This is a genomic window from Jiella sonneratiae (assembly GCF_017353515.1).
Taxonomy (GTDB): Bacteria; Pseudomonadota; Alphaproteobacteria; order Rhizobiales; family Rhizobiaceae; genus Jiella; species Jiella sonneratiae.
In genome coordinates this window covers 22,177-40,092 of record NZ_JAFMPY010000035.1, presented here as the reverse complement: position 1 = coordinate 40,092, position 17,916 = coordinate 22,177, and the positions used below count along the sequence as shown (strand labels likewise).

The window sequence follows — 17,916 nt, the reverse complement described above, 5'->3', positions numbered from 1 at the left end:
TCGCAGCAGATCAACCAGATCATCGGGGTGATCGACGAGATCGCCTTCCAGACCAACCTCCTGGCGCTGAATGCCGGCGTCGAGGCGGCGCGGGCGGGCGAAGCCGGCAAGGGCTTCGCGGTGGTGGCCCAGGAAGTCAGGGCGCTGGCCCAGCGCTCGGCCGAGGCCGCCAAGGAGATCAAGGGGCTGATCAACGCCTCCTCGGAACAGGTGGAAAAGGGCGTCACGCTGGTGACCGCCTCCGGCAGGTCGCTGGAGGAGATCGTCGCGGAGGTCGCGGGGATGGCCGAGGTGGTCGGGCGGATCGCGGCCTCGGCGCGCGAACAGGCGACGAGCCTGCGCGAGGTTTCCGGCGCCGCCGACCAGATGGACAAGGTGACGCAGCAGAACGCCGCGATGGTGGAAGAGTCGACCGCGGCGGCCCAGACGCTCGCCAAGGAGACCGAGGGCCTGGCGGCGGCGGTGGCGCGGTTCCGCACGGCCGGGACGGCGGCGAAGGCCGCCGGGGCGGCGGGATCGGGCGGCATGCGCACCGCCGCGCGGCCTGGTGCCCGCGGCCTGCCGCAGCTGAAGACCGCCGGGACCGGCGGCGCGGCCCGCAAGCCCGCCGCAGCGGCCGCAGCCGAGGAGAGCTGGGAGGAGTTCTGAGCCTTCGGCCGGCTCGGGTCGGGCCGGATTTGGCCGCACCGGTTCGACCCAGCCGATCTGGAGGCGCTCGGCGGCCTCGCGAAAGCTCAGCGCGTGCCGGTGCCGCCACCGGCGCGCGCTCTTGCATCCCCCGGAAGCAATGCGCCTCCCGCGCTCGCGCAATGCAGCAAACTTCCCAATGAGCGTGCCGCGACGCCTTGGCGACCGGCGGCCCGCGTCCATTTGCTGCAGGAGCGAACAGCAAAGGACGGCCAGCCATGCAACTTCAAGGAAACGTCGCCGTCGTCACCGGCGCGAGCTCGGGAATCGGCAGGACCATCGCCGAGACCTTCGCGCGCGAGGGCGGCAGGATCGCGATCTGCGACATCGACATGGAGGGGGCCGAGAAGGTCGCCGCCGAACTGAAGGCCAAAGGCGGCGAGGCGATCGCCGTTTCCATGGACGTCACCGACGAAGCGGCGGTGAACCGCGGCGTCGACAGGGTCGCCGAGCATTTCGGCCGGATCGACACCATGGTGTCGAATGCCGGCATCCAGATCGTCCATCCGATCGAGGAATTTCCCTATGCGGAGTTCCGCAAGCTGGTGACGATCCATCTCGACGGCTCGTTTCTGCTCACGAAGGCCTGCGTCAAGCACATGTATCCGCAGAAATCCGGCTCGCTGATCTATATGGGCTCGGTGCACAGCCACGAGCCTTCGGCGCTGAAGACCGCCTATGTGGCGGCCAAGCACGGCATTCTGGGCCTTGCCCGGGTGATGGCCAAGGAGGGCGCCAAGCATGGCGTCCGGTCGAACACCATCTGCCCCGGCTTCGTGAAGACCCCCCTCGTCGAGAAGCAGATTCCCGAACAGGCGGAGAATCTCGGGATTTCCGAAGAGGAGGTCGTCAACAGGATCATGCTCGGCGAGACTGTCGACCAGACCTTCACCACCATGGAGGACGTCGCCGAGGTCGCGCTGTTCCTCGCGAGCTTCAAGTCGAACGCCCTGACCGGGCAGTCGATCGTGCCGAGCCACGGCTGGTACATGGCCTGAGCGGGCGATGGGCGGCCGGGGGCGCGGTCTTGCGGCCGCCGCGCCGCCGCGCCGCCGCGCCGCGGAGGTCGACGACGCCCGGCGGGCCGTCATCTTCCGCAGATGGCGTTGCGGCAATCGTCGCGGCGCATCGCCGGCGGCAGGCCCGCCTCGCCGCCCCTTTGCCTGCGCCGCCTGCCTTACGGCCGCCGCTGCCGGTGTCGCCGTTCCGTTGCGTCCTGCAGCGGCAGGCGCACGAGCTGTTGGGACAGCTTTCTGCAACCGGGAAAATACCAACACGAGGCTGAAAATACTTCGGAGCTTCCGTCAGAAACGGGTATCGTTTGCTCGTCTTATATTTAACGCATTGTTGCGGCTGACGCGAAATTCCCACGGCGATAAGCCTTAATTCACCAATTTCTCCCACAACAGACCGGTCCGAACCCGACACTTGGTACAGATCGGCTGGAGAATGCGGCGATGCACCCGAAAAACATGACGATTTCGCGAAAGCTGGCACTCACGCTCGGCTTCCTCTCGTTCCTGGCGCTGGCCATGGGCGCGACGATCTTCTGGACGACGAGCAGCATCGCGACCGCCGCGGCCGTCAAGGACCATCGCACCGCCGTCTCCGACGCGGCCATCGACGCGCGCTTCTCCCTGGCGCGCCAGGAAAACTCGCTGCGCGGCTTCATGATCACCCGCGACGAGTATTTCTCCGGCCGGGTCAAGGAGCACTACAAGAGCTTCCTGACGGCGCTGGACAAGCTGAACCAGCTCGCCGGCCCGGACAGCGGGTTCGCGGCACTATACGACAGCGTGAAGACCGCCATGGCCGCCTGGCAGAGCGAGATCGCCGATCCGGTCATCGCCGGGGCGCGCTCGGAGGCCACCTATCCCCAGGCCCTGGCGATCTTCAAGTCGGGCAAGGCCGACCAGTTCATCGAGCCGATCGAGAACGCGCTCGACGCCGAACGGGACGGCGCGCGCGAGGCCTCCGCGACCGCCGCGAGCGCCGAGCAGGCGTCGATCACGCTGTCGCGCAACGCCATCGTCATCGCGCTCGTCGCCATCGCCGTCGCCGCCCTGTCGCTCGGGGTGATGCTCGCCAAGAACATCATCCGGCCGATCAACGAGATGACCGCGGCGATGCGCCGGCTCGCGGCCGGCGACAAGAGCATCGAGGTCCCGGCCCAGGGCCGCGGCGACGAGGTCGGCCAGATGGCCGCCGCCGTCGAGGTGTTCAAGCTCGCCGCGCTGCGCCAGGACGATCTGCAGCGCGAGGCCGAGGCCGCGCGCACCGACCAGGAGGCGGCGCGCCAGCGCCAGGCCGATCTGGAACACGCCAAGGCCGAGGACCTGCGCGAATTCATGGGCGTCGTCGATCAGAGCTTCGACCGGCTGTCGACCGGCGACCTGACCGTGCGCATGACCGGCAAGGTGGCGCCGGAATTCGAGCCGATCCGGGCGAAGTTCAACGGCTCGGTGGAGGAGCTGGAAAGCGCCATCGGCCGGGTGGTCGAGACCGTCGGGGCGATCCGGGCGGGGCTCTCCGAGATCACCGTCGCCTCCAACGACCTCGCCCATCGCACCGAGCAGCAGGCGGCGAGCCTGGAAGAGACCGTCGCGGCCCTCGGCGAGGTGACGAGCGGCGTCAACCGCACCGCGGAAGGCGCCGGCACCGCCCGCAACACCGCGAACTCGGCCCGCATCAAGGCCCAGAAGGGCGGCGAGATCGTCGCCGAGGCGGTGACGGCGATGACCGCCATCGAGGGCTCGTCGCAGCAGATCAACCAGATCATCGGCGTCATCGACGAGATCGCCTTCCAGACCAACCTCCTCGCCCTCAACGCCGGCGTCGAGGCGGCGCGGGCGGGCGAGGCCGGCAAGGGCTTCGCGGTGGTCGCCCAGGAAGTGCGGGCGCTCGCCCAGCGCTCCGCCGAAGCGGCCAAGGAGATCAAGAGCCTGATCAACGCGTCGTCCGAACATGTCGGCCGCGGCGTCGAGCTGGTCACCGCCTCCGGCAGGAGCCTCGACGAGATCGTCGCGGAGGTCGCCGGGATGGCCGAGGTGATCGCCGAGATCGCCGACAACGCCCGCGAACAGGCGACGAGCCTGCGCGAAGTGTCGGGCGCCGCCGACCAGATGGACAAGGTAACCCAGCAGAACGCCGCGATGGTCGAGCAGACGACGGCGGCGGCCCAGACGGTGGCCAAGGAGACCGAAGGCCTCGCCGACACCGTCACCCGCTTCAAGACCGCGGCGCGGAAGCAGGCGGCCGCCCCCGCAAGGCGCGCCGGCGCAACCGCTGCGCCTGCCCCCCGGCCGGCGGCGGCCCGCCCCGTGCCGCAGCTCAAGGCCGGCGGTTCGGGCGGCGCGGCCCGCAAGCCGGCCGCGGCCGAAGAGAGCTGGGAAGAGTTCTGAGCCGCCCGCCGATCGGCGGACGGGGACGCCGCGGCGCGGCGTCGCGGCGGCGCAAGAGACGAGATGACACCGGGGGCGGCCATGGCTGCCCCCGAAACCGTTCCGGCGGTGGCCTGCCCGCCCGATCGGGGGGATCGCCCCGGCGGCCCTCTTGCGACATTCGACGAAAGATCGGCGTCGTGCGGGACCGACCGTCGAACCCGCCCCGCCAGCCCCGGACAGGATGCGCTTTGCCCGTCATCCCGCTCCATCTTCCGGTCTGCGCATGATCTTTTCCGAAGAGCGGTGCCCACTTTTCGGGATCATGCTCTAACTACCCCCGCCAATCGGAGAGCGTGCCATGCAAATCATCGCCATCCAGCCGGCCGTCGCCCTCGTCGCCGGCATCCTCATCCTCGTCGTTCCGCGGCTCCTCAACATCATCGTCGCGGTCTATCTGATCATCGTCGGCCTGATGGGCCTGTTCCCCAACCTCATCCATACCTAGAAGAGCGCCGCGGCGATGGCCGGGCGCACCCGCCTGACGATCCTCGGCGGCGGCGCGGGGGGCGCGGAGCTCGCGGCGCGGCTGGGCGGCCGGCCGGATCTCGCGGTCACGCTGGTCGACCGCCAGCCCTCGCATCTGTGGAAGCCGCGGCTGCACGAATTCGCCGCCGGGACGATCGATTCCACCCTCTCCGACCTCAGCTACTACATGCTGGCGCGCATGCGCGGCTTCGACTTCGAGCAGGGCGACGTGGTCGCGATCGACCGGGCGGAAAAGCGCGTCGGGCTCACCGGCCCGGCCGCGCCGGACGGGGGCGGCGCCGCGCCGCGCCGGCTGTCCTACGACCGTCTCGTCGTGGCGCTGGGCGGCGTGACGCCCGACTTCGGCACGACGGGCGTCGCCGAACACGCCATCCGCCTCGACGAACGGGCGGACGCCGACCGGTTCCGCGCGCGCTTCGTCGCCCTGATGATCTCGGCCCGCGAGACAGGCCGCGCGGCGCGCGTCGTCATCGTCGGCTCCGGAGCGACGGGCACCGAGCTCGCCGCGCATCTGCGCCAGGTCGAGAGCGGCTTCTTCGGGGCGAAGCATCGCGGCGGCCGCGACATCCTCCAGATCCTCCTCGCCGAGGCTGCGCCGCAGCTGATGCCCGGCGCCGACGACACTTTGCGCTCGAACGTCGAGGAGCGGCTCGCGGCGCTTCGGATCGACACCCTGACGGGTGCCAAGGTCGCCGCGGTGGAGGCGGACGGCATCGTTAACGCCGACGGCACCCGCCATCCCGCCGACATCGTCGTCTGGGCGGCGGGCCTCGTCGGCAATCCCCGCCTTTGCGAACTCGCGGATTTCGACGTCGATGGAAAGGGCCGCATTCGCGTCGACGACCGCCTGCGCTCGAGCGTCGATCCGGCCGTTCAGGTGTTCGGGGACGCGGCGAGCCTGACGCCGGAGGGCGCCGGCGCGCCGCTGCCCCCGACGGCGCAATGCGCCAGCCAGCAGGCCGAATATCTCGCGACCGCGATCCCGGCGCTCATCCGCGGCGACGAGCCGGAGCCCTTCGTCTACGGCGACCGCGGCCGCCTCCTGTCGCTGGCGCGGGCGGGCTCTGTCGGCCAGATCGGCTTCGGCCGCCGGCACGACATCCTGGTGAAGGGCGAATTCGCCAACGCCGCCTACAAGAGCCTGCAGCGGCGCCACCAGTGGACGCTGCTCGGGCCGCTGCGCGGCGGCGTCGCGATCTTCGCCGACCTGATCTCGCCGGCCAAGGGCGCGCAGCTGAAGCTGCACGGCTGACGCCGACTCCGCCGCGGCGTATCGCCCCCGCGCTCCTCGTCCGCCTTGCCAGACGGCGCGATTGCGACTTAACTCGCCTTCAGGTCACGTCAGGAAAGTCGATCGCGATGTGCCAGCTCTTCGCAGGCATTCCCCTGGAAAAATACGACAGCGAGACGCGGTCGGTGCGGCTCTCCGGCCATGCGACGTCGATCCGGCTCGAGGCAGCCTTCTGGGACATCCTCGAGGACCTCGCCGAAGAGCAGGACATGACCCTGCCGAAGTTCCTGACGACGCTGCACGACGAGGTGCTGGGCCTGCACGGCGAGGCGCGCAACTTCACCTCGCTGCTGCGCTGCACCTGCCTGATCCATCTGGAGCGATCGGCAAAGCGGAGCGACGACGCGGCGCGCCCCTGGCCGATGGCGGCGAAGACCGCGCCCGCGGGCCGCGGGGAACGGCCGTCCCGCCCGCTCGGCGACCGGCTGCCCGCCGGCTGACCGGCCCGGCGGCGCGCGGCTGCGGGCCGAGAAATCGCGCCGTGTTATTATCATACTACCCCCTCCCGGCGGATCGAGCCTAGAGTCGTTCCAAACTGGCGGACACGGCCGGCAAGCGGAGGAAGGGCCTGACCGTTCGCGCCGGCATCGCCGGCCGGCAATGCCGCCGCTCGCCCCCCGACCGCCCGTCGACGAAAGGCCCCGCAGCCATGCGGGCAGGACGAACGGGTGCATGATTGGCCAAGTTGATCCACACGATGATCCGCGTCCTCGACGAGACGCGCTCGCGCGACTTCTACGAAAGGGCCTTCGGCCTGACGCTCGCCGGCCGCTTCGACTTCGAGGGCTTCACCCTGGTCTACCTGTCGAATGCCGAGACCGGGCACGAGCTGGAACTCACCGTGAACAAGGGGCAGAGCGAGCCCTACGACCTCGGCAACGGCTACGGCCACGTCGCCGTGTCGGTCGAAGACCTTGCCGGCGAGCACGCGAGGATGCGGGAGGCCGGTCTGTCGCCGAAGGACATCAAGGAAATCAGCCACGAGGGCAGGCCGCTCGGCCGCTTCTTCTTCATCGAGGATCCGGACGGCTACAAGATCGAGGTGCTGGAGCGCGGCGGCCGGTTCCAGTGACGCCGCCGTTCCGCGGCGCGCGAGGAGGGCGCGCGGCGGGAAGGACGGCCGACAAGCGACAATGGGAGGAAATGCCAAGATGAGACAGTCGACCCTTGCGACCGACAGGCGCGGCTTCCTGAAGGCCGGCGCCGGCCTGCTCGCCATGACGATCATGCCCTCCGGCCTCGTCGTCGGCGACGCCTGGGCGCAGATGCCGCGATCCACCAAGCCGGAGACCTTCGCCGCGCTCGTCCAGATGTCGCGCGACTGCTATCCGCACGACGCACTGAAGGACGCCTCCTACGCCAAGGCGGTGGAGATCCTCGACGAGGCGGCGCGCTCGTCCGAGGCCGACCTCGCCCTCCTGGAGGACGGCGTCGCGAAGCTGAACAAGGCGGCGGGCGACAAGGGCGGCAGCGACTACGCCTCGCTCGCCAACGAGGCCGACCGGGCGGCGATCCTCGAGGCCATGGCCGAGGACCCGTTCTTCCAGAAGGTCCGCTCGAACCTCGTGGTCGGGCTCTACAACCAGAAGGATCTCTGGCCGGTCTTCGGCTACGAGGGCGCCTCCGCCGACCAGGGCGGCTACATCGATCGCGGCTTCAACGACCTCGACTGGGTCTGACCGCCCCCGGCCGCCGAGGCCGGCATCTCGAATGGACCGAATGATTGGAGGCAGGCGGCCGGCCGCGAGGAGGCGGCGGCGCCGGCGATCGCCTCGGGAGGAACAAACATGGCAGCACCATACGATCTGAACGACGACGGCGTCGTCGTCATCGTCGGCTCGGGCGCGGGCGGCGGCACGCTCGGCACGCAGCTCGCGCTGAAGGGCATCGACACGGTGATCCTCGAGGCGGGCGCCCGCCACGAGACCTGGGACTTCATCAACGACGAATGGGATTCGTTCTCCCAGCTCGCCTGGAAGGACAAGCGCCGCACCTCCGGCGACTGGCGGGTGTCGAAGGACTTCCCCAACCTGCCGGCCTGGATCGTCAAGTCGGTCGGCGGCTCGACCGTGCACTGGGCCGGCGCCTCGCTGCGCTTCCAGGAGCACGAGTTCAAGACGAAGACCCATTACGGCGACGTCGCCGGGGCGAGCCTCATGGACTGGCCGATCGACCTGACGGAGATGGAGCCCTGGTACGCCAAGGCCGAGGGGCGGATGGGCGTCACCCGCACCAACGGCCTGCCGGGCCTTCCCGGCAACAACAACTTCAAGGTCATGGAGGCCGGCGCCAAGAAGATCGGCTACAAGGAAGTCCATACCGGCCGCATGGCGATCAACTCCGTGCCGCGGGACGACCGCTCCTCCTGCCTGCAGATCGGCTTCTGCTTCCAGGGCTGCAAGTCGGGCGCCAAATGGTCGACGCTCGTCGCCGAGATCCCCAAGGGCGAGGCGACCGGCAAGCTCGAGGTGCGGCCGGAATGCATGGTGCTGCGCATCGAGCACGACGCCGCCGGCAAGGTGACCGGCGTCGTCTATGCCGACAAGGAGGGCCGAGAGCAGCGCCAGAAGGCCCGCATCGTCGCCGTCGCCGGCAACTCGATCGAGAGCCCGCGGCTGCTCCTCAACTCCCACTCCTCGAAGTTTCCGGACGGTCTCGCCAACTCCTCCGGCCAGGTCGGGCGCAACTACATGCGCCACACCACCGGCTCGGTCTACGGCATCTTCGAAAAGCCCGTTCACATGTATCGCGGCACCACCATGGCCGGCATCATCCGCGACGAGGCGCGGCACGACCCCGGCCGCGGCTTCGTCGGCGGCTACGAGTTCGAGACGCTGTCGCTCGGCCTGCCTTTCATGGCGGCCTTCCTCGACCCCGGCAAATGGGGCCGGGACTTTTCCAGCGCCATGGACAACTACCGCAACATGGCGGGCATGTGGATCGTCGGCGAGGACATGCCGCGGGCGGAAAACCGCGTCACGCTCTCCGACGAGACCGACGAGCACGGCATGCCGATCCCCGACGTCCATTTCGACGACCACGAGAACGACACGGCGATGCGCAAGCACGCCTACGGGCAGGGCAAGGCGATCTACGACGCGGTCGGCGCGGTGCGGGTGATCGAGACGCCGCCCTATCCCTCGACCCACAATCTCGGCACCAACCGGATGAGCGAGAAGCCGGAGGACGGCGTCGTCAACAGGTTCGGCCAGGCCCACGACGTCGCAAATCTCTTCGTCTCCGACGGCTCGCAGTTCACCACCGGGGCGGCCGAGAACCCGACGCTGACCATCGTCGCTCTGGCGCTGCGCCAGGCCGACCACATCGCCGGGCGGATGTCGCGCGGCGAACTCTGAGGCGCTTGCTGCGGCTCTGTCCGGACCGGGACGGGGCGCTCACTCGGCGCCCACCCGGCGCGTATCCGGGGCCTGGCCGAAACGGCGGCCGGGCCTTATCGCGTCTGCCTTTTCGGGCAAGCTTTCCGACGGCCTCCCGCAGCCTGCCGACCCCGGCGGCGGCGCCGGCAGGCGGTTTTGCTAACGGTGCCTTAATCTTAAGGGCGCCTTAACCCGCGGCCGCTAACTTGCCCAAAAGTGTGGGCGAGGCCGGCAAGAGGCCGGCGGATCGCCGAGAAATCACAGCGGGTCGGGTGATGGCGTACGTGGCGGTCGGCGCAGACGAGACTTCCCTATTTCGGCGCGGTATGGAGTGGGTGAGTGCCACTCTTCTTCTTGTTCTGGCGGCCTATCTCGGCCTTGCCTGTGCGACCTGGACGGTGACCGATCCCTCGCTCAGCCAGTCGAACCAGAACATGATCGAGAACGCCGCCGGCGCGACCGGGGCGATCGTCGCCGACCTGATAATGCAGGTCTTCGGCATCGGCGCGACGCTGGTCATCGGCCTGCCGGTGATCTGGGCGCTGCGGCTGATCGCCGGGCGCGGCGTCGACTTCATCTGGAAGCGCGGCTGGTTCGCCGTCGGCGGCGTCGCGCTCGCCTGCGCGGCGCTCGGCTGCCTCGAGCCGCCGGCGACCTGGCCGCTGCCGATCGGCATCGGCGGCGTCACGGGCGATCTCGTCCTGAAGATTCCCGCCTCGCTGTTCGGCGGCTATCCGAGCGGCCTCGTGGCGATCGGCCTCGCGGCGATCCTCGCGGTGCCGGCGACCTATCTCTATCTCCACGGCGCCGCCCTGATCGGCCGCTATCCGAGCCGCGCCGAGAAGCGCAAGCTCGACGAGGACGAGGACGGCGAAGGCCGCCTGCAGCTTCTCCTGGGGGCTGCGGCGCACACCTTCTATTCCGCCAAGGCCGCCTGGCAGCGCCGCAGCGAACAGCGCCGCGTCCAGAAGGAGCCGGACTTCGGCGACAATTTCGACGGCTGGCGGGACGAGGACGACGATGCGGCCTTCGCGCCGCCGCCGGCCCCTGTCGGGCGGGCCGGCCGCACCATCCGGGTGCAGATGCCGGTCACCGACGGCAACCGCTTCGTCGACCCGACCGACTGGCAGGACGACGAGGACGCCGACGGCGAGGCCGACTGGCAGGCCGGCGCCGAGACCCCCTGGCAGGAGCCGCAGCATGCCGCCTTCGCCGAGGCGACCGCAGTGGAGGACGACTTCGGCACGGCCGTCGAGCCGGGCGGCTTCGACGACGAGATCGCCGCTGCCGCGTCCTTCGGCTCGCTCGACGAGACCCCCGCCCGCGACGGCGAGATGTCGCTCGACCCGGACGACAGGGTCACCGGCAGGGGCGAGGGCGCCCAGGAGGCCGGCGGCTGGCGCGGGCTCCTTTCCGGCAACATCGTCGCCTTTCCCGGCCGGCGCGGTGGCCAGCGCGACGAGCAGGACCGCCGCGGCGGCGAGCGCCGGGAGCCGGCGATGGGCCCGGCCGGCGAGCGCCAGCGCCCGGCCGCGCCGCAGCCCGCACCCCAGCGGGCGCCGGCCGGCGGCGAAGGCACCGCGCGGGTCGTGCCGCAGCAGCGCACGGTCAGCGCCGACCAGCAGCGGCTGCGCACCGGCTCCGGCCGCGCCGTCGCCATGAAGTCGGCGCCGCAGCCGATGCATGTGGTCGATTCGAAGACCTTCGAACTGCCGTCGATCGAGTTCCTCTCGCCCCCCAAGGCGACCGGCCGCGACACCTCGATGTCGCCGGAGGCGCTGCAGGAGAACGCCCGGCTGCTCGAGGGCGTGCTCGAGGACTTCGGCGTCAAGGGCGAGATCATCGAGGTCCGCCCCGGCCCGGTCGTCACGCTCTACGAGCTCGAGCCGGCGCCGGGCATCAAGTCCTCGCGCGTCATCGGCCTTGCCGACGACATCGCCCGCTCGATGTCGGCGATCGCCGCCCGCGTCGCCGTCATCCCCGGCAAGAACGCCATCGGCATCGAGCTGCCGAACCAGCGGCGCGAGACCGTCTACTATCGCGAGATGATCGCCTCGGAGGCCTTCGCCCAGAACAAGGGCAAGCTGCCGCTCGTCCTCGGCAAGACCATCGGCGGCGAGGCGGTGATCGCCGACCTCGCCAAGATGCCGCATCTTCTCGTCGCCGGCACCACGGGTTCGGGTAAATCCGTGTCGATCAACACGATGATCCTGTCGCTGCTCTACCGGTTCACCCCGGCGGAATGCCGGCTGATCATGATCGACCCGAAGATGCTGGAGCTCTCGATCTACGACGGCATCCCGCATCTCCTCTCACCGGTCGTCACCGACCCGAAGAAGGCCGTCGTCGCGCTGAAATGGACGGTCCGCGAGATGGAGGACCGCTACCGCAAGATGTCGAAGGTGGGCGTCCGCAACATCGACGGCTTCAACTCCCGCGTCAAACAGGCGATGGAACGCGGCGAGACGATGTCGCGCACCGTCCAGACCGGCTTCGACCGCGAGACCGGCGAGCCGATCTTCGAGACCGAGGAATTCGACCTCGAGCCGTTGCCCTACATCGTCGTCATCATCGACGAGATGGCCGACCTGATGATGGTCGCCGGCAAGGACATCGAGGGCGCCGTCCAGCGCCTCGCCCAGATGGCCCGAGCCGCCGGCATCCACGTCATCATGGCGACTCAGCGCCCGTCGGTCGACGTCATCACCGGCACGATCAAGGCGAACTTCCCGACCCGCATCTCCTTCCAGGTGACGTCGAAGATCGACTCGCGCACCATCCTCGGCGAGCAGGGCGCCGAGCAGCTGCTCGGCATGGGCGACATGCTGTTCATGGCCGGCGGCGGCCGCATCCAGCGCGTCCACGGGCCCTTCGTCGACGACCCGGAGGTCGAGGCGATCGTCAATCACCTGAAGTCGCAGGGCGTGCCGGACTATCTCGACGCGATCCTCGAGGACGAGGACGAGGAGGGCGGGTCCTCCGGCGGCTCTTCCAGCGGCAGTGCGGCCGGCGGCGCAGCGGGCGGCGGCGACGACGCCGACGATCCCTACGACCAGGCGGTCGCCGTGGTGCTGCGGGACGGCAAGGCCTCCACCTCCTACATCCAGCGCCGGCTCGGCATCGGCTACAACCGCGCCGCCTCGATCATCGAGAAGATGGAGAAGGAGGGGATCGTCGGCCCGGCCAACCACGCCGGCAAGCGCGAGATCCTGGTGCCGACCGAAGACGAGATGTCCTGACCCCGCGCGGCAGAGGCAGCGGCAGAGGCGGCGGCGGCGGGCGGCCGCCCCGTCGCCCGACAGTCCGGCGGGCCATTGGCGAGGGCAGGGCGCCCGCTAGATTTTCATCCGGGATCAACTGCGACGGCGCCGGACACGGGCGGCCGCCGCGCCGCGAGACGATGCTCGGGCCGCCGCCATGTATCTCGACGAGAAGAATTCCTGGACACCGATCGAGCCCGAGAGGCCCCGCAGGAGCCTCACGGACCGCGAGGAGAAGATGCTCCTCTGGTCGATCGCCGCCTTCGTGGTGACGCTGGTGATCGCGCCGATCGGCGGCGCGACGGTGATCGAGGCTTTCCTGGCGGTCCTCGGCCTCTGAGCCCGCCCCGGGGACGGGCTCGCGGCAGCGAGGGAATGTGATTGCCGTGGGCGGTGCAGAGCCGCTGCGGCGGGCGGCCTCAGCGGCCCGGCTGCAGCGGCCGGGTGATGAGGAAGCGCTTGGCGTTGGCGATCTGGACGAGCGGTGCCATTGTCTTGATCCTTCCCGATTGACGATTGACCCGGCAGTGGAAGGACCAGAGACGTCGGCCGCCGCGAGGCGCCGCTTTCTGTGCACCCCTGCGACACGGCGACCCCAGGGCAATGGCTTGAGGGCAATGGCTTGAGGGCAAGTGCCGTCGGCGACGCTTCGTGGGGTCACCCCGCGGCAAAGCCGGGCGCATCGCGGCAGGGGCACCCATGGCGAGGATGCCGGCGACGCGACGAGGGCGGCCCGTCCCTCGTCAGGCCGCCAGCGCCAGCGGCGCGGCCACTTCGACCCGGTTGCGCCCGAGTTCCTTCGCCCGGTAGAGCGCCTCGTCGGCCGCCTTGAACAAGATCTTGAAGCTGAGCTCCGGACCGGAGCGGACGGCGACGCCGATGCTGGCGGTGACGCCGCCGATATCGGCCTCCTCGTCGAACACCTCGCGGGCGATGGCGCCGCGGATGCGCTCGGCGACGCGCCGGGCCTCGTCGAGGCTGGTGCGCGGCATCACCGCGACGATCTCCTCGCCGCCGTAGCGGGCGATGGCGTCGCCGGCCCGCAGATTGGTCACCACCGTCGCCGCGACGGCCTTCAGAACGGCATCGCCGACGTCGTGGCCGAACCGGTCGTTGACCCGCTTGAAATGGTCGATGTCGATGACGAGGGCGGCGACCGGGCGCTTGCTGCGCGCGGCGTCGTCGATGATCCGCATGCTGCTGCGCTCGAGGCTGCGGCGGTTGGGCAGTCCCGTCAGCGGATCGACGAAGGCCTGTTCCTCGAGCCTGAGCGTCGCGATGACCGCCTGGCGCGTCGCCGCGAGGGAATGCCCGAGGACGAGGACGCCGACCATCTTGGTGACCACGACCGGCAGGAGGAAGCCCAGCATCGTCGCGCCGACATGGCCGGGTATGCCGACCATCACGGCGTTCGGAAGGCAGGAGAGCAGGCCGAGGGTCAGGAACTGCGTCGTTCTGTGCGGGCGGGCGCCCGACAGGCGCAGACGGGCATAGGCGAGCCCCATCGCCGACAGCGCGACGGTGGTCGCGACGCCGATGGCCGCGTTGCCGCCCCCGAGAGCCACGCGCCCCGCCACCGCGATCACCATGGTCAGGACTGCCGCGATCGCGCCGCCGAAGGGCCCGGCGAGGATCAGCGCGACCCCCCTCGCGTCGACGAAGGTGCCGGAGCCGAGATCCGGCGTGTCGGCCATCGCCACCGCCGCGCCGAGCCCGAACAGGCAGCCGATCGCCGCACTGCGGACCGGACCATAGGGGCTGCGGCGCAGGACGAAGCCATAGGCGAGGGTCATCAGCGCGAAGATGCCGAGATCGTTGAGCAGGCTGAGCAGGAAGGTCGCAAAGGGGTTCAAAGCAGGACTTACCACTTGGGACGATGTCTCTCAGCTTCTGTCTAAGGCGACGCGGTTATGATTTGGTGTCCGCCGCTCCGCGGATCGTCGGCATCGGGGGCTCCGGCCCGCCGCGACGATGCCGCGACGAGCCCCGGCGGCATGGCCCGCCCGACCTTCGGCACGCCTCACTTCACCCGGGTGAGGCGCGGGCCGGTCCGCTGGCGAAAGGCGGCGCCGAGGCTCGCCTGCACGTCACGCGCACCGACGCCTGCGACGAGGTCCCGCACGCCGCTCCCGGCCGCATCCCCGGCCGTCGCGTCGCCCAAAGAGAAGCGGGAGAGCAGGCTCCGCAGGTCGCGCATCTGCTCCACCAGATTGTGGCAGGCGGCCGTCGATTCCTCGACCATCGTGGCGTTCTGCTGGGTGCCTTCGTCGATCGAGCCGACGGCTCTCGCGATCTCGGAAAGCCCGGTCGCCTGCTGGCGTGCCGCCTCGACGATGGCGCCGACATCCGCGTCGATCGTCTGGACGCGGGCGACGATCTCGCGCAGCGCCTTGCCGGTCTCGCGGACGAGCATGACGCCCTCCTCCACCTGGCGGCTGGATGCATGGATCAGGCCCTTGATCTCCTTGGCCGCCTCGGCCGAGCGCTGGGCGAGGCCGCGGACCTCCGAAGCGACGACGGCAAAGCCCCTGCCGGCCTCGCCGGCCCGCGCCGCCTCGACGCCGGCATTCAGCGCCAGCAGGTTGGTCTGGAAGGCGATCTCGTCGATGACGCCGATGATCTTCGAGATCTGGTGCGAAGACCCCTCGATGGCGGTCATCGCGGTGACGGCACGGTCGACCACCGCGCCGGAATGTTCGGCCTCGCTCTTCGTCGCAGAGACCTTGACGCCGGCTTCTTCGGCGCGGACCGCCGAGGCCCTGACGGTTCCGTTCAGCTCTTCGATCGCCGCGGAGGTCTCCTCGACCGACGCCGCCTGCTGCTCGGTGCGGCGGGCGAGATCGTCCGAGGCGATGCGGATCTCCTCGGTCGCCGAGCGGATCGAGTCGGCGGTCTGGGAGACCGACGTCAAAGCCTCGCCGAGGACCGCGACCGAGGTGTTGAAGTCGAGGCGCAGCCTGTCGAGGCTCGGAATGAACGGCTCGGTCAGCCTCTGCCCGACGTCGCCGTCGGCCATCCGGCCCAGCCCGTCCGCCAGAGTGTTGACCGCGACGACCCGGCCAGTGACGTCGGTGGCGAACTTCACCACCTTCACCACCCGGCCGTTCATGTCGAAGATCGGATTGTAGGAGGCCTGGATGTAGACCTTCCTGCCGCCCTTGCCGACCCGTTCGAACTCGTCCGAGACGAACTCGCCGCGGGCGAGCTTCGCCCAGAAGCCGCGATATTCCTCGCTCGCCGCGAAACCGGGCTCGACGAACATCGAATGGTGGCGGCCGACGATGTCCTCCAGCCGGTAGCCCATGGTGGCGCAGAAGTTCTCGTTCGCGGTGACGATGGTGCCGTCGGGCTTGAACTCGATCACCGCCTGCGAGCGGGACAGGGCCTCGATCTTGCCGCGGTTCTCGGCGGCGGCGAGCTTCACCGCCGTGATGTCGGTCGCCAGCTTGAGCACCTTGGTCATCTTGCGACCGTGGAACACCGGATTGTAGGACGCCTCGATCCACACCTCGCGGCCGCCCTTGCCGAAGCGCTTGTACTGGCCGGTATCGTACTCACCGCGGGAAAGCTTTTCCCAGAAGGCGGCGTATTCGGCGCTCGCGGCGAATGCCGGGTCGACGAACATCGCATGGTGCCGGCCGACGATCTCGTCGAGATCGTAGCCCATGGCGGCGCAGAAATTCTCGTTGGCCGTCAGGATCGTGCCGTCGGGCTTGAACTCGATCATCGCAAGCGACTTGCCGATCGCGCTCATCGCCGCGGCCGCGTGCGTGTTGAACAGTCCGTGCATCGGTTTTCCCTCCATCGGAGATTTTCTTGGTCGCAAGTCTGGCTTACAGAGCGTAACCAACCGTTAAAATCGGAAACCGCTAGGGCATCACACGAAATATTGAACCGATAGCTGGAAGTATAATTTCGTCTCTAATTGCAGATAACAGGACATTTAATTGCAACTTCAGCTCGAAACCGTTTGTCCGAGCGAGATGACTGTTATCTGACTAACGGGAAAGCGCGATGTTGCGGCCGACCGGGCCGACGCCGGCGGGAACGGGCACCGTCGACCCCTCGTAATCGGTATTGAGGACCAGCTTGACGCCGGACGTCACCTCGACCTCCTTCGCCACGATCGCCGTCCATTCGGAATACTGGCCCACCTCGGCGTCGCAGCCGAGCAGCCCCTCGACGAGGCCGGTGATCGGGTCGGGGTCGCACTGGCCGTCGCCGTCCTTGTCGCCGCCGATCGTCAGCTTGTCGTTGGGGACGTAGATCGTGCCCACCATCTTGCGGGCGTTCCGGCTCTCGATCTTGAACTTGCGCGCCTTGGCGGCATCGCGGTCGGCATAGATCAGGATCCCCGCCATGACGCCGGTCTTGGCGGCCGACAGCGCGATCTCGGTGTCGTTCTTGATCTCCAGCCCGGCCTTGTCCCCGACGAAGACCAGGCTGACGTCCTCGCCGGTCAGCCTCGCGCCCTTTTCGACCTTCAGCGCCCCGTCCCAGAAGGTGTAGGTGCCGGGAAGCAGCACGACGTTGGCATTGTCGGTGAGCTTGACGCCGCCGCAATAGATGCCGGGAAAGAGATTGCGGTTGGTATCCTTGATCGTCAGCTTTTCGTCGTCGCAGTGGGCCGGCGCTTCGTAGGGCCGGGAGACGAGCGGGTCCTTGACGCCCGGGCAGTCGGTGAGCGGCAGCGGCGCGTAGTTCGCCTCCGGTCCGGCAAAGCCGCCCGCCGAACAGGTCAACTCGCTGGAAAGCTTCGCCGCCTGCATCACCGAAACGCCGTTCTTGGCGACCGAATTGGAATAGACGGCGCAGGTGTCGGCGATGATCTTTCCGTCGCCGGACATGTCGACGCTCTTGTTGCCGGTGGCTGCGAGGGCGATCATGCATATCCGCCCGCCGCCCGAGACGCGCGCCGTGGCGAGCGCGCTGATCGTGCGAATCGTCTCGTCGATACCGGGCACCGGAAAGGCCGGCTGGAGGTCCATCGACAGTTCGACCGTCACCTCGGTCAGGACCTCGGCCTTGGCGGCGGTGTCCGTGGTGGGCGTTCCGAAGGAAACGTTCGTCACCACGCCTTTCGCCTCGTCCCCCAGGCTCATGGCGACCATGGATTCGATGGTGCTCTGGAGAATTTCCGGCCGGGTGTTGGCGAGATAGAGCTCGCGCGCGCCGCCGAGCGAGGCGGAATCGGCGGCCGATTGCAGCCGGGTCTGGGCGGAAAAAGCGACGGAATAGTTCACGACCCCGCCCATGGCCATCAGCATGAGCGGCATCGCGAGGGCGGTCAGCATGGCGAAATTGCCGCGCCGGCAGGTGATGAACGATCGAAGAAGGTTCGGCATCGCAAAGGGTCTCTTTCTCACCCATCA

General features: G+C 69.1%; 14 protein-coding genes. 11 read left to right on the top strand and 3 right to left on the bottom strand.

The window, feature by feature from the left end; genetic code table 11:
• From J1C47_RS21675 to J1C47_RS21625, 11 genes are all read left to right on the top strand, one after another.
• Positions 1 to 648, top strand: a 648-nt coding sequence (locus J1C47_RS21675; RefSeq protein ID WP_245396737.1) for a methyl-accepting chemotaxis protein, incomplete at its 5' end; no start/stop codon positions are given.
• 257 nt (positions 649 to 905) lie between these two features.
• The gene (locus tag J1C47_RS21670) at positions 906 to 1,685 is read left to right on the top strand and encodes a 3-hydroxybutyrate dehydrogenase (protein WP_207352894.1); all 780 of its coding nucleotides are present in this window, start codon (positions 906 to 908) and stop codon (positions 1,683 to 1,685) included.
• Between the two features lie 474 nt (positions 1,686 to 2,159).
• Entirely contained in the window at positions 2,160 to 4,088 is a 1,929-nt protein-coding gene (locus J1C47_RS21665; protein ID WP_245396736.1) for a methyl-accepting chemotaxis protein, read from the top strand.
• Between the two features lie 340 nt (positions 4,089 to 4,428).
• Positions 4,429 to 4,575: a DUF3096 domain-containing protein gene (locus J1C47_RS21660; protein ID WP_207352892.1), complete on the top strand. Its 147-nt coding sequence runs from the start codon at positions 4,429 to 4,431 to the stop codon at positions 4,573 to 4,575.
• Between the two features lie 15 nt (positions 4,576 to 4,590).
• Positions 4,591 to 5,868: an NAD(P)/FAD-dependent oxidoreductase gene (locus tag J1C47_RS21655; RefSeq protein WP_207352891.1), complete on the top strand. Its 1,278-nt coding sequence runs from the start codon at positions 4,591 to 4,593 to the stop codon at positions 5,866 to 5,868.
• Positions 5,869 to 5,975: 107 nt separating this feature from the next.
• Entirely contained in the window at positions 5,976 to 6,347 is a 372-nt protein-coding gene (locus J1C47_RS21650) for a ribbon-helix-helix domain-containing protein (RefSeq protein WP_207352890.1), read from the top strand.
• 236 nt (positions 6,348 to 6,583) lie between these two features.
• Complete coding sequence (locus tag J1C47_RS21645; protein ID WP_207352889.1) at positions 6,584 to 6,979, top strand: VOC family protein; 396 nt, start codon at positions 6,584 to 6,586, stop codon at positions 6,977 to 6,979.
• 79 nt (positions 6,980 to 7,058) lie between these two features.
• Positions 7,059 to 7,586 carry a gluconate 2-dehydrogenase subunit 3 family protein gene (locus tag J1C47_RS21640; RefSeq protein WP_207352888.1) on the top strand — a complete coding sequence of 176 codons (528 nt, stop codon included), beginning with the start codon at positions 7,059 to 7,061 and terminating at the stop codon, positions 7,584 to 7,586.
• 108 nt (positions 7,587 to 7,694) lie between these two features.
• Positions 7,695 to 9,263, top strand: a complete 1,569-nt coding sequence (locus J1C47_RS21635) for a GMC family oxidoreductase (RefSeq protein ID WP_207352887.1) — start codon at positions 7,695 to 7,697, stop codon at positions 9,261 to 9,263.
• 347 nt (positions 9,264 to 9,610) lie between these two features.
• Positions 9,611 to 12,523: a DNA translocase FtsK gene (locus tag J1C47_RS21630; protein WP_245396735.1), complete on the top strand. Its 2,913-nt coding sequence runs from the start codon at positions 9,611 to 9,613 to the stop codon at positions 12,521 to 12,523.
• Positions 12,524 to 12,701: 178 nt separating this feature from the next.
• Positions 12,702 to 12,884, top strand: coding sequence for a hypothetical protein (locus tag J1C47_RS21625; RefSeq protein ID WP_207352885.1), 183 nt, complete (start codon positions 12,702 to 12,704; stop codon positions 12,882 to 12,884).
• A gap of 403 nt (positions 12,885 to 13,287) precedes the next feature.
• Here the strand turns inward: J1C47_RS21625 and J1C47_RS21620 are convergent, their stop codons facing one another.
• The 3 genes from J1C47_RS21620 to J1C47_RS21610 form a co-directional block, all read right to left on the bottom strand.
• On the bottom strand, positions 13,288 to 14,397 hold the full coding sequence (locus J1C47_RS21620; RefSeq protein WP_207352884.1) for a GGDEF domain-containing protein: 1,110 nt from the start codon (positions 14,395 to 14,397) through the stop codon (positions 13,288 to 13,290).
• A gap of 167 nt (positions 14,398 to 14,564) precedes the next feature.
• Positions 14,565 to 16,334 (bottom strand): methyl-accepting chemotaxis protein, encoded by a 1,770-nt coding sequence (locus J1C47_RS21615; protein WP_245396734.1) that lies wholly within the window; start codon positions 16,332 to 16,334, stop codon positions 14,565 to 14,567.
• Positions 16,335 to 16,542: 208 nt separating this feature from the next.
• Positions 16,543 to 17,889, bottom strand: coding sequence for a TadE/TadG family type IV pilus assembly protein (locus J1C47_RS21610; protein ID WP_207352883.1), 1,347 nt, complete (start codon positions 17,887 to 17,889; stop codon positions 16,543 to 16,545).
• Positions 17,890 to 17,916: the final 27 nt, after the last annotated feature.